This is a genomic window from Candidatus Chlorohelix sp. (genome assembly GCF_037138995.1).
Lineage (GTDB): Bacteria > Chloroflexota > Chloroflexia > Chloroheliales > Chloroheliaceae > Chlorohelix.
Map to the genome: position 1 here is coordinate 1 of NZ_JBAXHI010000046.1, position 22,152 is coordinate 22,152.

General features: G+C 47.7%; 15 protein-coding genes. 14 read left to right on the top strand and 1 reads right to left on the bottom strand.

Annotated elements, in window-relative coordinates; all coding sequences use genetic code 11:
- The 7 genes from WCK19_RS15880 to WCK19_RS15910 all read left to right on the top strand — a co-directional run.
- A partial coding sequence (locus WCK19_RS15880) for a hypothetical protein (protein WP_342398377.1) occupies positions 1–197 on the top strand: 197 nt, incomplete at its 5' end.
- A 199-nt stretch (positions 198–396) separates the two neighbouring features.
- Positions 397–1,317 (top strand): TadE/TadG family type IV pilus assembly protein, encoded by a 921-nt coding sequence (locus WCK19_RS15885; RefSeq protein WP_342398378.1) that lies wholly within the window; start codon positions 397–399, stop codon positions 1,315–1,317.
- 45 nt (positions 1,318–1,362) lie between these two features.
- Positions 1,363–2,241, top strand: a complete 879-nt coding sequence (locus tag WCK19_RS15890) for a TadE family protein (protein ID WP_342398379.1) — start codon at positions 1,363–1,365, stop codon at positions 2,239–2,241.
- A gap of 46 nt (positions 2,242–2,287) precedes the next feature.
- A complete protein-coding gene (locus tag WCK19_RS15895) occupies positions 2,288–5,242 on the top strand; it encodes a pilus assembly protein TadG-related protein (RefSeq protein ID WP_342398380.1) in 2,955 nt (984 codons plus the stop codon).
- 234 nt (positions 5,243–5,476) lie between these two features.
- A complete protein-coding gene (locus tag WCK19_RS15900) occupies positions 5,477–10,483 on the top strand; it encodes a fibronectin type III domain-containing protein (RefSeq protein ID WP_342398381.1) in 5,007 nt (1,668 codons plus the stop codon).
- 200 nt (positions 10,484–10,683) lie between these two features.
- Entirely contained in the window at positions 10,684–12,813 is a 2,130-nt protein-coding gene (gene mrdA / locus WCK19_RS15905) for a penicillin-binding protein 2 (protein ID WP_342398382.1), read from the top strand.
- A 122-nt stretch (positions 12,814–12,935) separates the two neighbouring features.
- Positions 12,936–13,139: a hypothetical protein gene (locus tag WCK19_RS15910; RefSeq protein WP_342398383.1), complete on the top strand. Its 204-nt coding sequence runs from the start codon at positions 12,936–12,938 to the stop codon at positions 13,137–13,139.
- A gap of 54 nt (positions 13,140–13,193) precedes the next feature.
- Here WCK19_RS15910 and WCK19_RS15915 read toward each other — a convergent pair whose 3' ends face one another.
- Positions 13,194–13,718, bottom strand: a complete 525-nt coding sequence (locus WCK19_RS15915) for a DUF6141 family protein (RefSeq protein ID WP_342398384.1) — start codon at positions 13,716–13,718, stop codon at positions 13,194–13,196.
- Positions 13,719–14,086: 368 nt separating this feature from the next.
- Between WCK19_RS15915 and nuoG the strand changes: the two genes are divergently transcribed.
- From nuoG to WCK19_RS15950, 7 genes are read left to right on the top strand one after another with little or no spacing between them, the layout of a single operon-like run.
- Positions 14,087–16,105, top strand: a complete 2,019-nt coding sequence (gene nuoG / locus WCK19_RS15920; protein WP_342398385.1) for an NADH-quinone oxidoreductase subunit NuoG — start codon at positions 14,087–14,089, stop codon at positions 16,103–16,105.
- A 13-nt stretch (positions 16,106–16,118) separates the two neighbouring features.
- Complete coding sequence (gene nuoH / locus WCK19_RS15925) at positions 16,119–17,117, top strand: NADH-quinone oxidoreductase subunit NuoH (RefSeq protein WP_342398386.1); 999 nt, start codon at positions 16,119–16,121, stop codon at positions 17,115–17,117.
- Between the two features lie 52 nt (positions 17,118–17,169).
- A complete protein-coding gene (locus tag WCK19_RS15930) occupies positions 17,170–17,856 on the top strand; it encodes an NADH-quinone oxidoreductase subunit I (protein ID WP_342398387.1) in 687 nt (228 codons plus the stop codon).
- A gap of 6 nt (positions 17,857–17,862) precedes the next feature.
- Positions 17,863–18,372, top strand: a complete 510-nt coding sequence (locus WCK19_RS15935) for an NADH-quinone oxidoreductase subunit J (protein ID WP_342398388.1) — start codon at positions 17,863–17,865, stop codon at positions 18,370–18,372.
- Positions 18,373–18,378: 6 nt separating this feature from the next.
- Entirely contained in the window at positions 18,379–18,681 is a 303-nt protein-coding gene (gene nuoK / locus WCK19_RS15940; protein WP_342398389.1) for an NADH-quinone oxidoreductase subunit NuoK, read from the top strand.
- A gap of 26 nt (positions 18,682–18,707) precedes the next feature.
- Positions 18,708–20,648: an NADH-quinone oxidoreductase subunit L gene (nuoL, locus tag WCK19_RS15945; RefSeq protein ID WP_342398390.1), complete on the top strand. Its 1,941-nt coding sequence runs from the start codon at positions 18,708–18,710 to the stop codon at positions 20,646–20,648.
- Positions 20,649–20,656: 8 nt separating this feature from the next.
- On the top strand, positions 20,657–22,144 hold the full coding sequence (locus WCK19_RS15950) for an NADH-quinone oxidoreductase subunit M (RefSeq protein ID WP_342398391.1): 1,488 nt from the start codon (positions 20,657–20,659) through the stop codon (positions 22,142–22,144).
- The last annotated feature ends 8 nt before the right edge of the window (positions 22,145–22,152 follow it).

Here is a 22,152-nt window from a genome sequence, read left to right on the forward strand (position 1 = left end):
CGATTTATTTGACCGGTGGCACTTCTGGTTTGCCTGGGCTCAAAGAATATTTTGCTGAGGTTTTAAAGAAGAAAGTAGAATCTCCCAATTGTTTTTCCGAACTTTTATACCCGCCAATTTTAGGCCAAACTCTTGAAAAAATGGCGCCAAGTTTTTCAGTGGCCACAGGAGTGGCACTTGGAGGGTTAGAAACATAGTTGTATAATAAAATAAGTAAATGGGGAAGTGTTATTGTCATAAAAAGTATAAAGAATGCTTATACCTAGATACAGTACCATATTACTATTGTTTCAAAACGCAGACTTAATTACTATTTAAATATGTAATACTATATAGAATTCTAATTGTCTTTATAGTTGGGCTATGTCTTTTGTACTATTGGGGAGCAGTAAACTAATGTTTTACCTCAAAAACTTGCGCAAGCCAGCGTCAGGTAATGGTCTGCGCCGTTCTGAATCTGGGCAATCGTTGCTGGAATTTGCAATAGCCCTGCCATTTCTCCTGATGTTAATTGTAGTAATGGTAGAAGTCGGGTTTTTACTACGAACTCATACTAGCGTAGTATCTACTGTACGTGAGTCAGTTCGTAATGCTAGTTCTGCCGGTAACTTCGACCCCTATTATCCGGACTATACACCAACTATGCAAGATGGTGATTATCTGATTGTAAGTCTGGTAAATACTAACCTCAGCGATCAGATAGGTAATATTAAATTAGTGACAACCTATCGGGCAGATTCGACCGCTGGACGAACCGGTACAGGTACCGGCGATGGCAAATCAACCGTTTGGCCCGTTGTTACTACAGTTGCACAAGGTGGGCGTACTAGCGGATCGCCTTTCCAGCGGGTTTTTGCGAAAAACACTGGTTCCACCCTATATACTACCCAAGTGCTGACAGGTACAGCCTGCACCACTGCCCTTACAGCTGCCGGTATGCCTACTGCTGGTTCTAATCCTTGTGGCTATAACTGGATTCCTACTTCTACTGACTCTACAAAATTGCCTCCTCGCAAAACCGAAGCAACTGTATATACCAATACAACGGCTACTAGCAAAGATAATAGGGATCCGTGGTATCCTACTTTTCGGCGTTGCAAAGATATTACGCAGGGAATTACCAGTGATATATCGCAATCGCTGACTAATTCCAACTATTATAATAATCCGCTGCCGGAGGCATCGGCGCATTGGCTGGCAGTTAGAATTGATTACAGCTATAACTGGAATAATACTACTGGAGTTTTAGGGTTTCTCCCACCAACCACTTTTTCAGATCGGGCGATAAAGATACTAGAGCCAAACCCGGCTTGTTAGGCTTTTGAGTGCAAGGGATAGTGCAAATGCAAAGGTTGCCAGATTATGAATTATAAATATAGTGGAAAAATAAAGGAATTATTACACAGAACCGCTCGTATTATGCGCGGTTCTTCCGGGCATGTTGCTGGTATAGCTTTTAGACCAACCTCCGCGCAGGCTTTGCTTGAATTTGTACTGGTCACAATACCTATGCTTATAACTATGGTTGGCATTTTTGAATTTGGGTTGCTTTATAATGATGTTGCTAAGCTAGATTTTACAACCCGCGAGGTGTCTCGTCTTTTGGCGGTTTGTTCAAACGGCTGTGATTCAAGTGATAAGTACAGCTTAGTTTCTTCCTCTACCGGAACACCGATTCCGTATGATATAGCGGCGTTGGCTTTTATCAGCGCATCTGATAATCCTGCCCCGCTTCTTCCACAGAATATTCAATATATACACCTACAGCGCACAACTATAGAAGGTAGTCTTAGTGTTTCTGCAACTGGTACTACCTATATTAGTAAGGGTTCCTCCCAACCGGTAGATGTTTACTCTACGCTTGGTACAGATGGAAAGTCTTTAGGCATGCGTCCTTTCTATGTGCATTATGTTTATACTACTACACAAAGTACATCTGCTCCCTATATTCATGACCAGTCCTATGTACCAACCGGACTAAGCAGTTCGCAATTGCCTTTTGGTTATCGTGGCTGGCCCTCAAAGGGCTATGATTCCGGAAAAGGCTGGTTTAACGGTCGAAACGTGTGCGAACCGACTGACCGTTTCTATGTGGAAATATCCTATAAACACAATTGGGTTACACCTTTGGTGCCTTGGACAGGCAGTAATCAATATATTAACCTGACAAGGCGAATACCGGGGAAAATTGAACCATTATTCTTTCAGGGAGCTCAAGTATCGCCCGGAATCTGCGTCTAAATCGGCGTAATTTCATGGCTAAGGGCTGAGAGAGGGTCGAGTTATCATGAATACAATTTTTATAACTCCTTTACTATGGAAAAGACTGAATAGAGCTATACGGCGGCGCGAAGAAGGTCAGGCTATGGTTCTTATTGCGGCTGCCGCAGTGGCAATGGTCGCAATTGTTGGTCTTTCGGTAGATGGCGGAATGTCCTATTGGGAGTCACAGAAACTCGAACGCGCGGCTGAATCGGCAGCCCTCGCAGGGGTAGTGTGGGTTCCTAGCCAACCTACAGTTGCGGATGCTCGTGGACGTTTGACTGTAGAGTCACAGGGTTACAACGCCTTTTATGAATCGGGTAACAAGCAAGCCAGTTACACCAAAGCACAGTCTCAAAGCGGAACCCCTTACCAATATGTATATTACTCCGGCACTATGCCCACTATATATTCCTATCAGGTGACACTTGGTATAAAAGTTCCCCATTATTTTATGTCTGTAATCGGCTTTGGAGATTATTATATAGAAAAGACCGCGACTGCCCAGTATGCTACCCCGGCGCGTTTGGGAGGCAGCTTCAATTATTTTGGCAGTAGCTCCTTGAAATATGATTGGATTATCCGCGATCAAGCCACTTATGGCGGAGGCGACCTTCAGGGTATAGATTACAAGGAATATTATCGTACACTCTGGAACCGTTATGTTAAGAACCGCTGCGACCAAACTAACCTACCTAACCCTTGTATAGGCGGTTTCTGGCTAAATACACAAGGACCAGAAACAAACCATTCCAGCGGGGATGCTTATTCGGCGGTAAGTGATGGCGCTACCGCAGTAACTAACTCTGGTAATAACCCCTATACCAATAGCGTAACGGTAAACGCCGGTACAGGTTATTCTGCGGGCGCATCATGTTTACGTCAAAATGATTATTCTTCATGGGCATTAACCCAGTCGTGGTGGTTTACGCTTAGTAGCGGTTGTAATTTAACATCTGTGCCGAATGTGGCAAACCAAGATCTCCACCCAGATGGGAATGGCGCTAGGGGGTTTGGCTATTCGGTGGCGGTGCAGCTTAATACGCAGGCTTTAAAGACGTACACCGGGGACCCTTATGATTCAAACGGTTATACCAGTTTCCGTGTTTCGATTTATGATGCGGCTGAAGCAGATGTTGGCGGTCAGGAAGTGTTCGGTTCCGGCGATAACTACTGGAGTCAAACTTCCGGTGCACCAAATAGTTATGGCGTTAGACCTTACAGCGGTATTTCTGGTACTGGTACTACAGCTACCCGCCAGTCTAATGCTTCTAGCCGAACTGATGATGCTTCTCTTAACTGTGTAACAACCAATTTACCGGCGGTTGGCTCTCAATCACGGTATGAAAACGGCAAACTGGTAGAGGGAGGCACGGTAAATACGGCAAATCGTTATTGCCAAAATGGAATGCGAACCCGTTTTTCACTTTATTATCCGCCTTTGTCAGATGGTACGCCTACCACTTGGCAAACTAAAGGTAGTATGGTAGCGGCTTTCGATGTTACTGAACTAACTGCCCAGAATGAGCATTGGGGTAGTACTGGTGCTGATAATAGCACCCGCTGTTACTTCGCTGATGTAAATTATCCCAATAACGCTACCCCGCAAAGCCCTGACTCAACCTTTGTTTTTGCCTGTCCGGCAGGTCAAGGGAGCGGTACGGTTGATGATATGTATTGGAATGCTTATCCTAACTCTTCTTTCCCTATAAGTTATACTAAAAGGATAACTCCGCTAAATGCTTCAGCAGTGAACGGGGTTAATAACGCCAATCAGAACCTGAATATTGACCCAAGCCAGAATTGCCGTTCGGTGGGTGACTCGCAGCTTTACAATAATAGTACCGATTATGCCAATGCTGTGGCATTGAACGGTTGGATAGACCCGCCTTATATTGGTGACCGGATTCCTTACAATATGCGCGGTTATGACCCGACATGGACTACCCGCGGCACTTATGTTCCGGTTTATACTACTCGAAATGTAACTTATAATGGCGGTTATCAGAGTTATCATGGCTGGCGTTGTTCATGGGATTTTGACACGAACAACACTTTGAATCCGGGTCCTAGCGGTGATTATACGCAACCGGGCAAAAAGGATGTTTTGCGCCAATTAGCAGAGGGCGTTAATAATAATCCTTATATGTATATCAGCGATTACGGTTATTTACCGGGTAGCGGACAACTTCAGCGCATCAAGTATGTTGACGGTCAGCGGTTGGCTGCGGCTACTAGCGATACGCCTAATGTTCGCAATGGGGTTTATCTGTTGCAAGCACAGGTATTTGGCGGCGGTGGTACTAACCGCTATGCTATCAAAGCCGAATATGATAATCCACAAACAATTCAGGGAGTGTTTACCGATGTCTCCGGTAATAGCGTAACAAAGCAGATACCGCCGGTGCCACAGGTGTATGGTATTTCTTCAATGAATATCTATGTTAACGCGATTAATACCCAAGCTGGCGCCTTGAACGTTATTTTTGACTTGGCATATATTCCTGTGGAAAACGCCGATTCGCTGGCTACGCTGGAATTGTTTGATGCCGGTGACGTTGGTATCGAAAACCTGAACGTTCAAATTCTCACTCCGTCAGGGTATGGGCAGAATTTGAAGGCGGATGGCACGGTTCCGATTGGTACAGCTTTGGCGGCACGTGCTGTGGCTTGTCCGATGGAATATATTGGCGTACCTTCGATTGGTTGCGCTTACGGTTCGCTTTCGGTCACGAGTACCGCGATTAAGACGGGCGGGTCTTTCTTTAACGATCAATGGCTGTTCTTAATCTTTAGAGTACCCTCATCTACACAATATGATGCGTGGGGAACGACCTGTAATCTGCAATTTGTACCGGATTTCTTGTGCAACTATTTCCAAGTTAACTACTTGCTTAATGGTAGTGCCGGTTTGTCGGCATCCGATACGACAACTTGGCAGTTGAATATCAGGAACCAACCGGTACGTTTGATACAATAAATCTGTGTTTGAGGCTGGAGTCTGAACCTGAGAAAATCAGGCGCGATTCCTGCCTTGCTTTAACAGCTTAGATATTTTTCTGATTTCTGCTCCCTTTCTTGATAGGGGGGTTGTGAGCTTTGTACGGTGAACAGGGTATAAATACTTTGCGGCAGTAGTAAATTTCATCTTGCATTATTATATTTTTATTTGCAGTAAAACTCAGCCGCAAAGATAGAAAGGGTACAGAATACAATGACACCGCGAGCGATGTGCCGCGTTATCCTTGCTGCGATGATGCTTTTGGTGCCGCTTCTATCGGAGTGCTTCTCACCAGCGCAAGTTTGGGGTGCGGGCTGGCAGGCGAATTTTGCTCCTGCTAGTACGACTCCTTCCGGTACTAGCTCAGGACCTATTCTGAATTCATCTAATGGTGGCTGTGATTTTGACCCAAATAACCCTCAAAACGGCGGTATTTTTGGCAATGCAAATTTAGGTGGTGGCGCTCAAGTTGATGGTGTTCAAGTAGATTTGCTGAATGCTATCACCGGTCAGGTAATTCTAACAACTACGACCCAACTTCCTACAGGCTATGTTTTCCCAATTTTTTATTTTGGTTCTAGTATCCCATTTCCTTTGAATTACAAGGTAAGATTTAATAGCAACGGATATAATAATAGAGGCGTTGTATATTATCCGAACTCCCCTACCTTTGAGGGAGCGGATACACTTTCGTTTGTTGACCAAGCAACCTGCCAGATGATTGATTTGGATACGGGTACTACGTTACCATTATTAGGTTCTGGTGTAAGCCAAACCCTTTATACACCGGGTTCGGTAGTGGGGCGTTTGTTGGTGCGTAACAGTGGCAACCCCATTACCACCGGAGTTCCTATAAGTTCTGCCGCGGTTATTCTGGTGAAGGGTTTAGTAACCCAGACAAATGTGCCGGATATTACATCGGGTATTGTGACAACCTCTAATACCGATGCACACGGCAACTTTATAATTGACCGCAATAGTATTGCTTCTGTAGCCAATGGCACTTCTTTATTTATAAAATTTTCCTTGCAAAATTATACCACTAACTGGTATGGTAGCTATACTCCACCGGTGGACTCGGTGACGGATGCGAATCCAACTACTTTTTCTCCTTTAGAACTATCGAGCTTGGTTAGCGTTATTTTAACCAGTACCATCGATTATAGCGAGACTTATTACCCGCCCGGCGCGCAAAGTTCCGGCAGTATTATTCTGGGGCAGATGACTGCTGATAGACATATACAAGGAACGGTCTATCAACCCAATGGCACTACTCCTACTACGGGAGGCAGGGTGGAAGCGTGGGCTAATGGAAATCTTGCTTCCACCGCCGATATAGCTGCTAATGGCACGTATGACATCGGAAAGCTCGCGCCTTACGTTGGGTACAAGCTCAAGTTCTATCCGCCTACAGGTGCGCCTTACGTCAGCACTTGGTATCATGACCCTGCACCTACGCTAACTTACGCTCGTAATATAACTAATGCTACCCCTATTACTCCAACAGTTGGTACCTTGACAATAACGGGCAAAGATGGGGAGTTTATAAAAGGGGGAAATCTTACTGGTACTATAGCGTTGGAGAGCGGCGGTCCCACTACCTCTAATATTATAGTAGAGGTGTTTGACGGCAGTGTTCCGATAACTCAAGCTGCGGTATTAACCTCTACTGTTGTCAATATTACTACGGGTTCGAATACTTATACTATACCGGGCATTCTGGAAAACAGCACATATAATAATCCCGGCGCTTCTTACAGGGTCAGATTCCGCTCGACCGATTACCCTACTCCCTTTATACAGGGATGGTATGCCACTGCGGGCGGCTTAGTAGTTGCAGACCCAACTCTGGCAGTGGCGCAATCTTTCACTACTGAACCGCCTACCGATGTTCCTTTAGATTTTTCGGTAACAATACCGCGAGGTAATATTATTCAGGGTACAATTTCGCCTAGTTCGGGTGCTTTCGATGGCTCTCCGACTCTAACTGTTTATAACGGGACGATTGCTGTTCAGACTATCCAAGTGACCGGCGCGGGACCTTCTTACAGCTATTTTACCAGCCCTTTGCCGAATGGTTCTTATACGGTGCATGTTACTCCTCCTCCTCCGATTGTGGGGCATTCCGGCTATCGTAGCGGTTACTTCGGGCAGAGCGGTAGCGGAAACTGGGTGGCTACTGCTGCACAGGCTACTGCAATCACCATTCTCGGTACATCGGTGAACTCGGTTAATATCGTAATGCCGTTGGGTGTAGGGCTGGATGTGGTGGTGCGAACTCCTGATATAACAGGTACTAGTTACACAGCGTATGGCGCGGTGGAGGTTCGGGTATTGGATACCAGCCAAGCCCAGCCCTATCCGATTATTGCTTCAGCCCAGACTGGATTTACTGACGGTATTGCCAGTTTCCGTTCGCTGGCAGCGGGTACTTATGGTCTGTTGGTTTTACCGCCGGGTAACGGCGCTCCTAAATTTATTCCCAATATTACATTGACTTCAGGTATTATTACTGAAACTGTAACAGTTGAGCGTGCCGCTTTTATCACGGGGGTATTAAGCAATAGCGATACTTCACCCTATGATTTCGGTACGGTGGCTTCTCCCAATATTACAATACAAGCTTACAATACCAACAACAACCTAGCAGAAATTACGCTGCAACTCACCAGTTTGATTCATAACAGTGATAACAGCTATACCTATATTGCCAAGCTGGTGGGCGGAAGTTACAAGTTGAAATTTACGCCCACATCAACGTACTTGCCGCAATGGTACCACCTTAAATATAACCGTGATACGGGCGGGGCAGATTTGCTGACGGTTAGCCCCGACCTGAGCTATAATAATATTAGCGCGACTTTCTTTCCGGGCGGGGCATTTAGGGCGCTGGTGGTAGATGCGGATAATAATGATGCGCCACTTTCGGGAGTGACGATGAATGTTTATTCTACCAATACACCCACCAGCACGCCTATAGACTTTGGCGGAGATAATAAATCTAATAGTGAAGGCTATGTAACGCACAAGCCTCAAACTGCCGGGAGCTACTATTTAGGCTTTAGTTATCCCAATAAGCAGACGATATTTTACTCAAACAAGATTACAATTACGGATGCCACTAGCCAACCAATCACTGCCGGTCAATATACCGCTTTGACGGTGAAAATGTCGTCACCGCTTACTATCACCGGAATTATCACCTTCCCTACGCCCGTTCTGGCAGGCGGTCAAGTATTGGTAAAAGCGTGGCGAGCCGATACTTCTGAATATGTGGGTATGGTTGTAGTACCTATAAATACCTCTACTACCCAACTAAATTATTCCCTGACTGTGCCGGCTGCCCAATATAAAATCGAGTTTGACTATTATTCAGTTTCCTCTAACTCTTCGCCAACCCAAATTGGCTATTATAGTCAGGTGACCAGCTTTTTAAATGCTGATCCGATACCGGCGGTTACACCTACTACACCAAGCTCTATTTCTGGTATTGACCATATTTTCACGACAGTGCCATGTGCTATTGATGGATATACGCCCGGAACATCTACTACCACCAGTGTAAACATTAATTTCCATACCACTTGTGTTGATACTAGCAGCCATGTGACATGGAGTACAGTACCGGGAAGTGTCGGTACAACCTTTGCAGGGCCTTCAGGTGTTCTGGATCATAATGTGACTATTACGGGCTTGCTGCCTAATACTACATATTACCTGAAGCCCTACAGCACTCCGTTGGGTGGCGGAAGCGAAGTCTCGTATTCCAGCGAGATTGTGGCGCGTACATCTGCGGACGGCAAGGCATGGTATTTTGCTGCCGGAAATACCGAGAATTCGGCTGCCAATAAAACCGATGAAGTGTTGCATATTTTGAACACGCATAGTATCAGTACCACTACCGGGCTGATTTCGGTGTACGGCACAAACGGCTTGCTAGGCACGCAGTCCTTTACTGTAACACCCACTACAGCGATTACTGTAAGCGTCAACGGGATTTCAGGTGTAGCAGCTGGAACTGAGCATTCTACGGTAGTTACGGTTACGTCCGGTAGCCCGGATGTACTGGTAGAGCGTTCGCTATATACCAACCGCAGTTTGCTAACCGGCGCTACCACTAATGGCGGTTATACTATTGCGGGCGTAACAGCGCCGAGTAACACTTGGTATTTCCCGGAGGCGAATAAGACAAGCGAGCAGTATTTTACGATTTTTAATCCGAATGTGATAACGGGTTGTTTTAGCATAAGATATTACAATGATGGTACTGGTGGCATAGGTCGTACTATATCAGGAAAAACGATACCGCCAAATTCGCGCTTGCGCTTCTCCACACAAGACCTGACTTACGGAGCGTCTGTTGCTGTAACCTCGCTTTTCGGGGTTGTTATAGCATCAAGCAGTGCTTCCGGTTGTATGCAAGTGCCGTTGGTGGTGGAGCAGGAATTGTATTCTTACACTATCACCAATAATGGCGCTCGCAAAGGGGTTAGCGGTATTTTTGGCTTAAGTGCGCCGCAAACTAGCTGGAACTTTGCCGATGGTATGAATGGGGCGATGGATTATGAAACCTACTCTTTCCTTAATACTACCAACAATCCGGTTGTAATCACGCTCACCAATCAGCTTGAAAGTGCGCCGGGTATTCTTTCCTCACCTGTGATAACAACAATTCCGGCAGGAGCGCATTTGGCTGTGAGGATAACCAACCCAAATTCGAATCAGCCGGGTAGAAATTATGGCTTTAGCGTGCAGATACAAGCCAGCGCAAAAATTGTGGTGGGGCGTTATGCTACCTATATGATATTGCCTTTACAAGGCTGGGACGGTATTATCGCAGAACAAGGTAATAGCCGGACTGCTACACGTTGGTTGTTTGCGGGGGGTGATACTCTACAGAATCCCGGTACCAAGATGTCGAGCCTGACCTATGTAATTGCAAATAATAATTCGTCACAGGTTGCAAATGTGACGTTGAAATACTACGATTCAAGCGGGTCAATTACCTCTAAAACGCTGACGGTTGGCGCGAACCAGCGAGTTTCGGTAAATGCCGCTTCAATCTCAGGCTCACAAGCGGGCTTTGGCGCGGGTAAGAGTATTGTGGCGGTGCAGGTGGAATCGAATATATCGGTTTCAGCCGAGCGAATCTTTTATTGGAACTATAACGGCTGGGTAGGCGGTAATATTTCGTTTGGATATATTCCGCCCGGATTTTAGGAGTACGCAGTAATATTGTGCAGGCGTGGGTCGGTTTTACACTGACCCTTTTTCATCCTCACACAGGGTACATATCCCGCTTGGTTGCTGTATCCGGGTTTGACATGGAGTAGTAACAGGGTTTATGTTATCGCTCTAAGAACTGGAACTTATTATGACAGGGAAACAGCATGAAAATAGGGCGGAGACGATTTCTACAGATGGCAGCAATGGTTATCACTGCCGGAAGCTTTCTCGAGGCGTGCGGGGATGAGCCGACTGCTACCAATAAAACTACTACCACCACTCTGGCGGATTCTCCCGCTACAATTCCGGCTGTTCGTTCCGGTACAGTTCCTGCCTTTACGCCTACGCCCACCGCTCCTGAAAAACCCGAAGAAATAGCGGGAAATTTTCTCAAGGCGTGGGAGGCGCAACGCTACGAGGAGATGTACGCGCTACTTTCGGTTTCGGCGCGTGGCTATATTGAGCGCGATAAATTTGTTGCCCGCTATACCAATATTGCAGCGGAGGCAACTCTTTCCAATTTACAGACGAAATTGGGAAGCGCAAAGCCGCCCGCTAAGCCGAATGACCCATATGGGTTTAATTTCACCGCAAACTTTAAAACTATCCGAGCAGGGGATTTTTCCCAGCAAAATACTTTGCAACTGGTACAGGACGATAACCGTTGGCGGATAGATTGGCAACCCACCAATATTTTTTCAGGGCTGGCAACCGGAAATCTGGTACGTATGATTCCGTTAAATCCTAAGCGCGGGGTAATTTCTGACCGTTCGCTGCAACCGTTGGCAAAAGCCGGAGTTTTTTACACGGTTTTTGTAGTACCCGGTAAAATCGAAAATGAGCAGCAATTACTGGATACTTTGAGCCAGAGTCTTGCTATGGATAAGACCGTAATTAAGGATTTGTACAAGAACGGGCAACCGGATTGGCGCATGGATATAAAACGGCTGCCGGGCAGTACGCCGCAAACTATCTTGAATACTTTGCAAGCAGTCAAGGGTGTGGGCATAGCTGAGACGGAAGATAGGTTATATCCGGCAGGCAATACTGCTGCCCAAACGCTGGGTTATCTTTCGTCAGTTAACGCCGAGGAATTGACTAAGCTGGCAGCTAAAGGTTATCGAGAAGATGACCAAATCGGACGGGCGGGGGTTGAGGCTTGGGCAGAAGAATTGCTTGCCGGGGATAAGGGCGGCAAGCTGACCATCATTACACCGGACGGTGGTATCTCTGAGAAACTAGCGGAGAAAGCTTCGGTTGACGGTTCTAATCTGGCGCTAAATCTCGACTTGACCATTCAAAAGAACGCCGAGCGGATTTTGGGCGATAAGGTTGGTAGTATTGTGGTGCTGGATGTAAACGATGGTTCTACGCTTGCGCTTGCTTGCAACCCGCGCTATGACCCGAACGGGTTTATTCTGGGGTTGAGCGGTAGCCAGTTTAAAGCGTTGAATGATGACCCGCGTCATCCTTTCCAGAATCGCCCAGTAACAGGTTTGCTTCCTCCCGGTTCGACTTTCAAGGTTATTACGATGGCGGCGGCTTTGGAAAGACTTGGAATGAAGCCCGATGACCGCTTTACCTGCACCGGACATTGGACGGGGCTGGGAGAGCAATTTGCCAAAGATTGTTATCTTAAAACCGGGCATGGCAATATTACGCTCTATCAAGGGTTGGTACAATCGTGTGATGTGGTGTTTTACGAACTTGGCAAAAAGCTGGATGAAACCGATCCATTGTTATTGCCGGCAATAACCAAAGGTTTCGGGTTAGGTTCTTCCACCGGACTGTTAGGCTTGACCGATTCGCCCGGACAGGTTCCAGACCCGCAATGGAAAAAGGACAATCTTCAGCAAGCTTGGGTGCGAGGCGATGCGGTAAATCTTGGCATTGGGCAGGGTTATCTACTGGTTACACCGCTTCAAATGGCGGCTTTGTATGCCGCTATCGGTAATGGCGGGCAAATCCCCGTGCCGCGTTTGGCAGCGCGTATCGAGAAAGGCGCAAATTCGCAAGCCTACCCTGCTAAGGTTAAGCAGAAGTTGCCGATTTCGCCTGTCAACCTCGATATAATTCGCCGCGCCTTGGCAGATGTGACAATATCAGGTACTGGGGCGCAGGCTTTTGCGGGTTCGCGAGTAAGGGTAGCAGGCAAAACCGGTACGGCGGAAAGCGGTAAGGAGACACCCCACGCTTGGTTCTGCTGCTACGCGCCTACCGATAAGCCCAAATATGCGGTGGTGATTGCATTGGAAGAAGCGGGCTTTGGCAATGAAAAAGCCGCTCCGTTAGCGCGTCAGCTTATAGATACGCTGTCGTTTTAGGTGGCATCAAACGGAGGTAGCGCGAATAAGCCTTTTGTACCTTGTCATTATGGCAAGAGGTTAGTATAGTAAGAAAGAAATGAGTGGTAAAATTTACTTTTCTAAGGCTATGAGGATTGCATATGAGGCAGAAAAAACTAACAATTATTATTGTAAGCTTGCTGGCGCTGGCGTTGGTTAATTTACCTTATATTATTGCTTTTTTCCGTCGGAAGAATAATACTGAACGCATAGTAATACCAAGTCCGCCTTATTACCCTGAAGACCAATCCGGCGCATATCAAACTCCCGGTGAGGTCAAGGTGATTGGTCATAAAAATAAATAATAGGCTAGAGGTGAGCGGGGCGGATACAAAGTATTACCCACGCTCTTTTTTGTTTTAACCCTTTCGCCCCTGCTCAATTGCCTGTAAAAGTTTTTCGGGCTGTTGTGAACCGAGCAGAATCTTTTTACCGTTCACCAGTTCCAACAATACTCCCCGATTGCCTGTGACGTTATAGGCAATGCTTCCCTTGCCAAGTCGTATTCCCCAACCGCCATACTCGCGTAGCGGATGATACTGGCGCAACTGTGCTGCTGCCAGTTCGTCAAACTGAACTTGCCGAAACCTAAATTGCAAAGAAGTAAAGCGATAGTAGATACCATCCCCACGCACTTCAATTATCAGACGGTTTGACAGGAAGAAATAAGGGAAAGCAATCCCGAATATAAGCCATAAAGCTACCAGTATGAAATCGGGTACTGGTTTGCTGCCAAATTTGATACCAAGAACCATTTGTACAAATGCCATTACCCACATCATTGCTGCAATTGCGCCTAATAATAACCAAATCCACCATTGCATAAAGCGTTGCACTTCACAGAATTTTACGGGATTATCCCCTGTTTTAATATTGCTCGCCATTGCATTTTACTCCACAAAAATTTTCAAAGTCCCGCTAATATCTATTATAACCCTGCTAGTAAATATAAAATCCCGGATATTCCTATAACTTCACGACTTCATGCAGCAATATTGCGAATTTTGTAACTAATGTATATAATGGGGCTTCTTACAGAAGCAGTTCTCTGGAGATTTCCCACAAAATTACACTAAATTCATTATTGGCTTCAACGCAGATGCCTGTACTATGGGATTATCAAACCTTGCAGGTTTATCGGTGGCGTTTTTGCACAATAATCAAATTACGAATTGCATATAGTGGCTACCCGTAAGATAATATGCCACTATTAATTATATTTGGCTGAAAATTTTATAGATAGGTATTTAAAATGTCTGAGCAAATAACGCTCACTATTGACGGCAAAAAGGTGTCTGCTGACAAAGGCGCAACTATCTGGCAAGCTGCTAAAGATGCCGGAATCTTTGTTCCTATATATTGCTACCATCCAAAAATGCCGCCTTTGGGCGCATGTCGTATCTGTCTGGTGGAAGTTGAGAAAATGCCCAAGCCCATGGCTGCCTGTACTACGCAGGTATCGGAGGGTATGGTGGTTCTCACCGAAAGCAAACTTGCCAACGATGCCCGTTCCGGTGTGATGGAATTTTTGCTAATCAATCACCCCTTGGATTGCCCAATTTGCGACAAGGGCGGCGAATGCGATTTGCAAAATTACGCGGTTGATTTTGGGCAGAGTACAGGTCGCTTTCGCGAACAGAAACGCCACCTTGATAAGGCGGTAGAGCTTGGTCCTACCATTGCGCTGGATCGGGAACGCTGTATTATGTGCCAACGTTGCGCCCGTTTTTCGCAATTGGTGGTGCAGGATGAAGGCTTGCTTATTACCGAACGAGGCGCGAAAGCCGAAATTTCCACTGTTCCCGGCAAGCCCTACGACTCTCAATTTTCGGGCAATGCTGTCGAGATGTGTCCGGTGGGGGCGCTTACCGCCCGTACTTACCGCTTTAAAGCTCGTCCGTGGGAGTTGCGCCACTCTGCCAGCGTTTGTACCCATTGCTCGGTCGGTTGTAACCTCATTATTGATACTCGTCTCAGTCGTGAGGTAGTGCGCTTCGTAAGCCGCGAAAATGAAGCAGTTGATGATGGCTGGTTGTGCGATAGGGGACGCTATGGCTATGGCTTTATTCATAATAGCGAGCGACTCAAATCTCCTCAGTTGCGAAACGCCAACGGAAAGCTGGAATCGGTAACATGGCAACAAGCCTTTGATTACATTGCCAAACGTTTGGGTGAGATTATCACAGCAAATGGGGCGCAAGCGGTGGCGGTACTGCCCGGTTCCCATGCTACCAACGAGGAGATTTTCACCTTGCAGCGTTTCGCTTTTGAAACTATTGGTACGGATAAGCTGGTTTATCGCGGCGGAAATTTCGGGAAATATGCGATTGCTGACCTTCCCCAATATTTGACCGCTACCATTGCCGGAATGGAAAAAGCCCGCGCAATTCTGGTGGTAGGGGCGGACATTAGCGTACGACAGCCCATTTTGGAACTACGTTTGAAAAAGGCGCATCGCAACGGCACTAAGTTGCTATTTCTAGGTGGGAATCCCGGTGCGCTTAGCCGGTTTGCCGCTAAAATTGAGCCAGTCGAAGCCGGAAAATTGGCGAAGACAATAGAGCAATTATTACGCGAGCCTGATTCGGGTATAATGTCCACGCTCAAGGCGGCAGGTGAGGTGGCAATCTGGTTTGATGAAGCCGATACCCTTGCGCCCGGTAACGAAAAGCTGTTTGAAGCGCTGGTGCAACTGGCAAAAGCAACCGGGAGTTTTGGCAAACTTGGTGTGGGTTTGGGGGCGCTTTCTCAGGATAACAACAGTGTGGGAGCGCGTAATATCTCCGCCATCGCCAAAAGCAGTTTGAGCTATAGCGGTTTCTTGAAGGGCGAAGGTAATTTGAAAGCCGCGCTGGTGATGGGTACAAACCCTCTAACTGACATACCATTGTACGGGGGCAAGTTGGAAAGCCTAACTGGACTGGAATTGCTGGTAGCGCTGGATATGTTTATGAGCGAGACGGCACAATTGGCGCATGTGGTTTTACCGACTGCCAGTTTTGCCGAAATCGAAGGCACTTTTACCAATCTGGAAGGGCGAGTGCAGAAAATTGAGCCTGCTATCCCGCCGATTAGCGGAGCTGCGCCCAATATAGCGATAATATACGAAATGTCGTCACGTTTGGGTAAGGCACTACCTGCGTTGAGTATTACGAACATTTTTGGCGAGCTTACAAAGAAAGTCCCTGCCTTTGCCGGATTAAATTATGAGGCACTTGGTGAGCAGGGCGTAATTAGCGGGCGGGCTGAACTCGCTTCCACATCCTTGTAGCAGGGAGACCTGAATGAGTTGGACTGATTTTCTGCAATTTGCGATAAAAGCCTTTATTCTTACAGCCGTATTGCTGGGAGCGTTCGCTTATATGACCTTGTTTGAGCGCAAGGTGATAGCGCGTATGCAGAACCGCTATGGTCCAAACCGGGTGGGACCTTTTGGTACGCTACAGCCGATTGCAGACGGGGTGAAACTGGTATTTAAAGAACACATCGTTCCTAAAAAAGCGCAACGCCCGCTCTATGATATTGCGCCTATGTTGTCGCTGATAGTGGCAATTACCGCTTATGCTGTGATACCGCTCGGTCCCGCATCGCTAGAAATATTCGGGGCAAAATTTTGGGTAGCAGATATTAACATTGGTATCCTGTTTATCCTCTCGATTTCTTCGCTGGCGGTGTATGGGATTACGCTTGGAGGTTGGAGTAGCGGCAATAAATATTCGCTGATGGGGGCGATTCGTTCAACGGCACAAATAATCAGTTATGAATTGAGTTTGGGCTTGAGTTTGCTAGGCGTTATAATCCTTGCATCCTCGCTTCGCATGAATGACATTGTGGAATCACAAAAAACGGTCTGGTTTGTATTCCTACAAGTTCCAGCCTTTATCATCTACTGTATCGGGGCAGTGGCGGAAGTAAACCGCGCTCCCTTTGACCTGCCAGAAGCGGAACAAGAACTGGTTGCAGGTTATCACACCGAATACGGCGGGATGCGCTTTGCCATGTATTTTGCGGCAGAATATATCAATATGGTCACGGTTAGCAGCATTGCCACCACAATGTTTCTGGGAGGTTGGCAACCGCCGCTATGGTTCTTGCCGGTTGAGTTAGGACCGTTGTGGTTTGTGCTGAAAGTGCTGTTATTTCTTTTTGGCTTTGTATGGTTGCGTGCCACCTTACCGCGTTTGAAATATGATCGCCTGATGCAAGTGGGCTGGAAATGGCTGTTGCCGCTGGCGGTTTTGAACCTAGTAATTACCAGTATAGTGGTGGCGCTGGTTTCTTAAGTTATACAAGTTTTAGGATATAACCTGAAACTCTCAAATAAAAGGTGTTGTAATGGCGAATCCGTTTAAAGCTACGGGTAATACCTTTAAAGGTATGGGTGTTACCCTCAAGAATATCTTTCATAAACCGCTTACGGTGCAGTACCCGGAACATATGCGTAAGTTGCCGCCCCGTGAGCGTGGCAGACATGTGTTGCACCGCTATGAAAACGGTTTGGAACGTTGTATCGCTTGTATGCTTTGCAGCGGAACTTGTCCGGCGGATGCGATTTATATTGAGCCGGAAGAAAATGATCCAACACAGCCGGTTTCGTTTGGCGAAAGGCATGCGCGGGTCTTCCAGATAGATATACTGCGCTGCATTTTCTGCGGGTATTGTCAGGCAGCTTGCCCAACCGGTGCTATAACTCTGGAAAGCAATAATTTACTTGTCAGCTACACTCGCGAAAAGATGCTTTATAACAAGGAAGACCTTATAGAACCTAAAGGGACAGCCACCAGAGGGGCGGCTTTGGCGTGGGAGGCTACGCCACCTCCCGAAGCTAGGGCGTTAATCCCCGATTTTCAAGGACTATTCGATGGCTGGCGCACTACTGCGGCGGCGGTTGGCAAGGGAGACCTTGTGCCGGAAGCGTCCGGTCAAGTAGATACTCCCAAGCCGCTACGCAAGCAAGCCTCGCTCATTCCACCGGGTCAGGCTGTGCCAAAGAGTTTGCCGGGACAAAGGGAGGAAGAATAACTTAGAATGGAACAGGTTGTTCTGTTATTGATAGGTGTTTTGGCAGTCGGTTCCGCGTTGGGGGTAGTCTTGATGCCAAACGCGGTTTACAGTGCGATGATGTTGCTGCTGAACTTGCTGAGTCTGGCAACGCTTTTCCTGTTGTTGCACGCCCAATTTATGTTTGCGGCTCAACTGATTATATATGCGGGCGCGATTCTGGTATTATTCCTTTTCGTGGTAACACTGCTCAACCCGGAAGGCGAATATATTTTTAGAGACAAGCGGCGTATGCAACGTGCTGCCACTATCAGCTTCGGGCTGTTTCTAGGAGCAATGTTGGTGGGAGCGTTTCTGGCGGCTTTCAATAAAACACAGCCTGTTTTTGTGCCTACAGATGGCACAAACGGTTCGTTTGGCTCGGTGGAAGCCTTCGGTATAGACTTGTTCACCCGCTTTCTGTTGCCGTTTGAATTAACGTCGCTGGTGTTGCTGGTCGCGTTAATCGGCGCAGTGGTACTCGGGAAAAGAAAGTAAATCCTGATGAGTGATGTAACATTCGGGCTGCTGATTAGCGCGGTAATTTTTGCGGTGGGGGCTATGGGTGTGTTGCTACGCCGTAACCCACTGGTACAGTTTATGTCTATCGAACTGATGCTGAACGCTGTAAATCTCGCGCTTATCAGTTTTTCTGCCAGCCTCGGCACCGAAGAGGGGCATGTCTTTGTGTTGATGGTGCTGACTGTCGCGGCGGCAGAAGCAGTAATCGGTTTAGGAATTATTGTAGGATTGTTCCGCAAGCGCAACCGGATTGATGTGGATGATGTCCACTCGATGGATGGGTAGATAAGCGGCGCTTCTGGGAGGATTTTGTGGCTGAAGCTATCGGGTTGGTAGTGCTATTTCCCCTCTTGGGCTTTCTGGCGATTGCCCTGCTGGGAAATTCTTTAAGTGAAAAAGGGGCGGCATATCTGGCATGTGCGGCGGTGGGCTTTGCCTTTCTCTCTGCGCTGGCATCTGTCCCCGCTGTTTATGACCCTAAAGATGTATTTTTATATACATGGACACAAGCGGGAAACTGGAAATTCAGTTTTGGCTTGCTGGCAGACCCGCTCTCGGTCTTTATGTGTCTAATCGTGACTGGAGTCGGCTTCCTCATTCACCTCTATTCCATCGGCTATATGACCGGGGAACACGGCGAACCGGAAGCCGATTATCGCCGTTTCTTCGCTTACATGAACCTGTTCGTATTCTCGATGCTACTGCTGGTAACAAGCAATAACTTTATATTCCTGCTGGTAGGTTGGGCAGGAGTAGGTTTAAGCTCGTTTTTGCTCATCGGTTTCTATAAGGATAAGCCGAGTGCGGTTAAAGCGGCGCGTAAAGCGTTGGTGATGAATACCATCGGTGATGTTGGCTTGTTGCTGGGCATCTTCGTGATAATCCTTAATACGGGAGCGGTTAATTATTACCACGCTTTTCGGGGGGCTGAATTTGCCTCCGATGGTGGCTGGCGCGATATTGCGTCAATTCTGCTGCTGATTGCGGCGGTGGCGAAATCGGCGCAATTGCCTTTGCATACGTGGCTTCCCGATGCGATGGAAGGTCCAACCCCTGTTTCGGCTCTTATACACGCCGCAACTATGGTTACAGCAGGGGTTTATCTGATTACGCGGGCGCATCCTATCTTTGCCTATTCTGAGGTGGCGTTGATAGCTATACCTGTAATAGGAGCGGCTTCAGCCTTTTATGCTGCCACTTGCGCTATCATCCAGACTGACATTAAACGAGTGCTGGCATATTCAACTATGAGTCAGCTAGGCTATATGTTTATGGCGGCGGGCGCGGGCGCATACGAAGCGGCGATGTTCCACCTGCTCACCCACGCTTTTTTCAAGGCATTACTGTTTCTTTCGGCGGGCGCGGTTATTCACGCCATCGGGGGCGAGCAAGGTATTCGCAACATGGGCGGGCTTGGCAAGCAATTGCCGCTGGCACGTTGGACTTTCTTAATCGGTGCGTTGGCTATCAGCGGTATCCCGGTGTTTAGCGGCTTTTTCAGCAAAGAGGCAATTTTCGCCGCTTTCCCCCTGTTTGGCGGGAAAGAAGCGCAAGTGGGCTTTGGCTTAAACGAAACCGGACATATTATACTTGGTTGGGTGGCTTTGCTGGTGGCAGTAATGACCGCCGCTTACATGTTCCGGTTGTACTTTCTGGTGTTCAGCGGACCGAAAGCAAAGAGCTACCAGACGCACGAATCCCCGCTAACAATGAAATTGCCCCTAATGGTACTTGGCGCATTGTCGGTGGTGGGAGGTTTTGTGTATGTGCCGGGCGCGTATAATTTGCTGGAAAAATGGTTTGAAAAGGCGCACGAATATGTACAAACTACGCCTACGCGCTGGCTCATTATCCCTTACGAGACAATCGAGTGGACAAACCTCATCGGTGCGGTTGGCGCGGCGATAATCGGTTGGTTTATAGCTTACGGGATTTTCGGGAGAGCGGAACGGGTTGCTCCATCGGATGAAGTAAAGGGCTTTGCCGCTTTTCTGCAAAACGGCTGGTATCTCGACAAACTCTATTACGCGGTGGTGGCTACTCCGGTGGTGTGGGTGAGCAAGTTACTCACCAAACAGGCGGATAAGGATGTAGCGGAAGCGTTGGATTGGGGCATCGGTGGCAGCCTGTGGGCGAGTAGTAAGCTAATCCGAAAAACTGAAACAGGCTATGTAAGAAACTACGCGCTGGGAATTTTGGTAGGCGCGGTGGCGTTGCTGGCATATGTGCTGGTAGCGGCGATACAGCGGTGAAATAAATAATGAGCGATTTTCCTTTACTTAGTTTAATAATATTCCTGCCATTGTTGGGCGCATTGTTGTTGTTGGTGTTGCGGTTGCCTCAAAAAGCCTCCTATTGGTTGAGCGTAGTGTGGTCGCTGGTAGTGTTTGTGATAGCGGTAGGTCTGCTACTGAACTTTGCGGACGGCTCGACCTCCGGCTTTGCCTTTACCGAAAAGCTGGAATGGCTCAAACCGTTGGGCATGAACTATCAGGTTGCGGTGGACTCAATAAGCGCGTGGCTTATAGCCTTAACCGCATTTGTGAGTCTGGTAGCGGCTTTCAGCGCCCGTGAAATACAAGGTCGTCACAACTATTTCCGAGCTTGGCTGCTGACCCTTGAAACCGGGATTCTGGGCGTTTTTGCTGCTACCAACCTGCTCAATTTCTATGTTTTCTGGGAAGTGATGTTGATACCGGCATACTTCCTGATTGGGCGTTGGGGCATCACTCGTGAGCGGGTGAAAAGCGCGATACGCTTCGTAATATATACGCTGGTTGGTAGCTTGCTGATGCTGGTAGCGATGCTGGCGTTGGCTTTCCTAACCGTTCCGGCGGGTGGGCAACCTTCTCTTGATTTGCTGGTATTGAAAGAGCGCATCGGCGGGTTGGATCGCAGCACGCAGGAATGGCTGTTTCTGGCTTTCGCGGCTGCTTTCGCCGTAAAAGTTCCGCTGTTTCCGTTGCAAGCGTGGCAACCGGACGCTTATGCCGAATCGCCCACTCCGGTAACAATTGTGCTGGCAGGGGTAATGAGCAAAACCGGAACATACGGTTTCTTGCGTTTTGGTATATTTCTGTTTCCGACAGCTTCGCAGACTTTCGCGCCTTTAATCTGTATTCTCGCCCTTGCAAGTATTATCTATGGGGCGTTGGCGGCGCTAGGACAAACCGACCTGAAGCGTTTGCTGGCTTACAGTAGTCTCAGCCATACTGGTTTCATAGTGCTAGGATTATTCGCTCTGAACAATCAGGGAATAAACGGCGCGGTGTTGCAAATGATTAATCATGGCATTACCACTCCCGCACTGTTTTTGGCGGCAACCGCTCTTTCCAATCGCACCGGCACTACCGAATTGGCGGGGATGGCAGGCTTGCAAAGTCGCATGCCCCGACTGGCAGCGTTATTCCTGATTTTGAGCCTTGCCTCGCTGGGTTTGCCCGGCTTGAACCAATTTGCGGGTGAGTTCCTGATATTGGGGGGGGCATGGCAAGCTTCGACGTGGTATGCGGTAATCGGCGCGGTGGGTGTAGTGTTGGCGGCGTGGTATAGCATCAGACTATTCCAGCTAATCTGGCACGGACCCCGCGCTGAGAATGAATCTCCGGCGTTGGCAAAAGTGCTGGATATGCGCCCGGTTGAGTACCTAGTGTTTGTGCCGCTGGTAGCCTTGATTGTGTTGCTTGGGCTTGCGCCGGCACTGGTGACAAGTATTTTCGACGGTAGCGTAAGCACGCTGCTTAAATAAGCTTATTA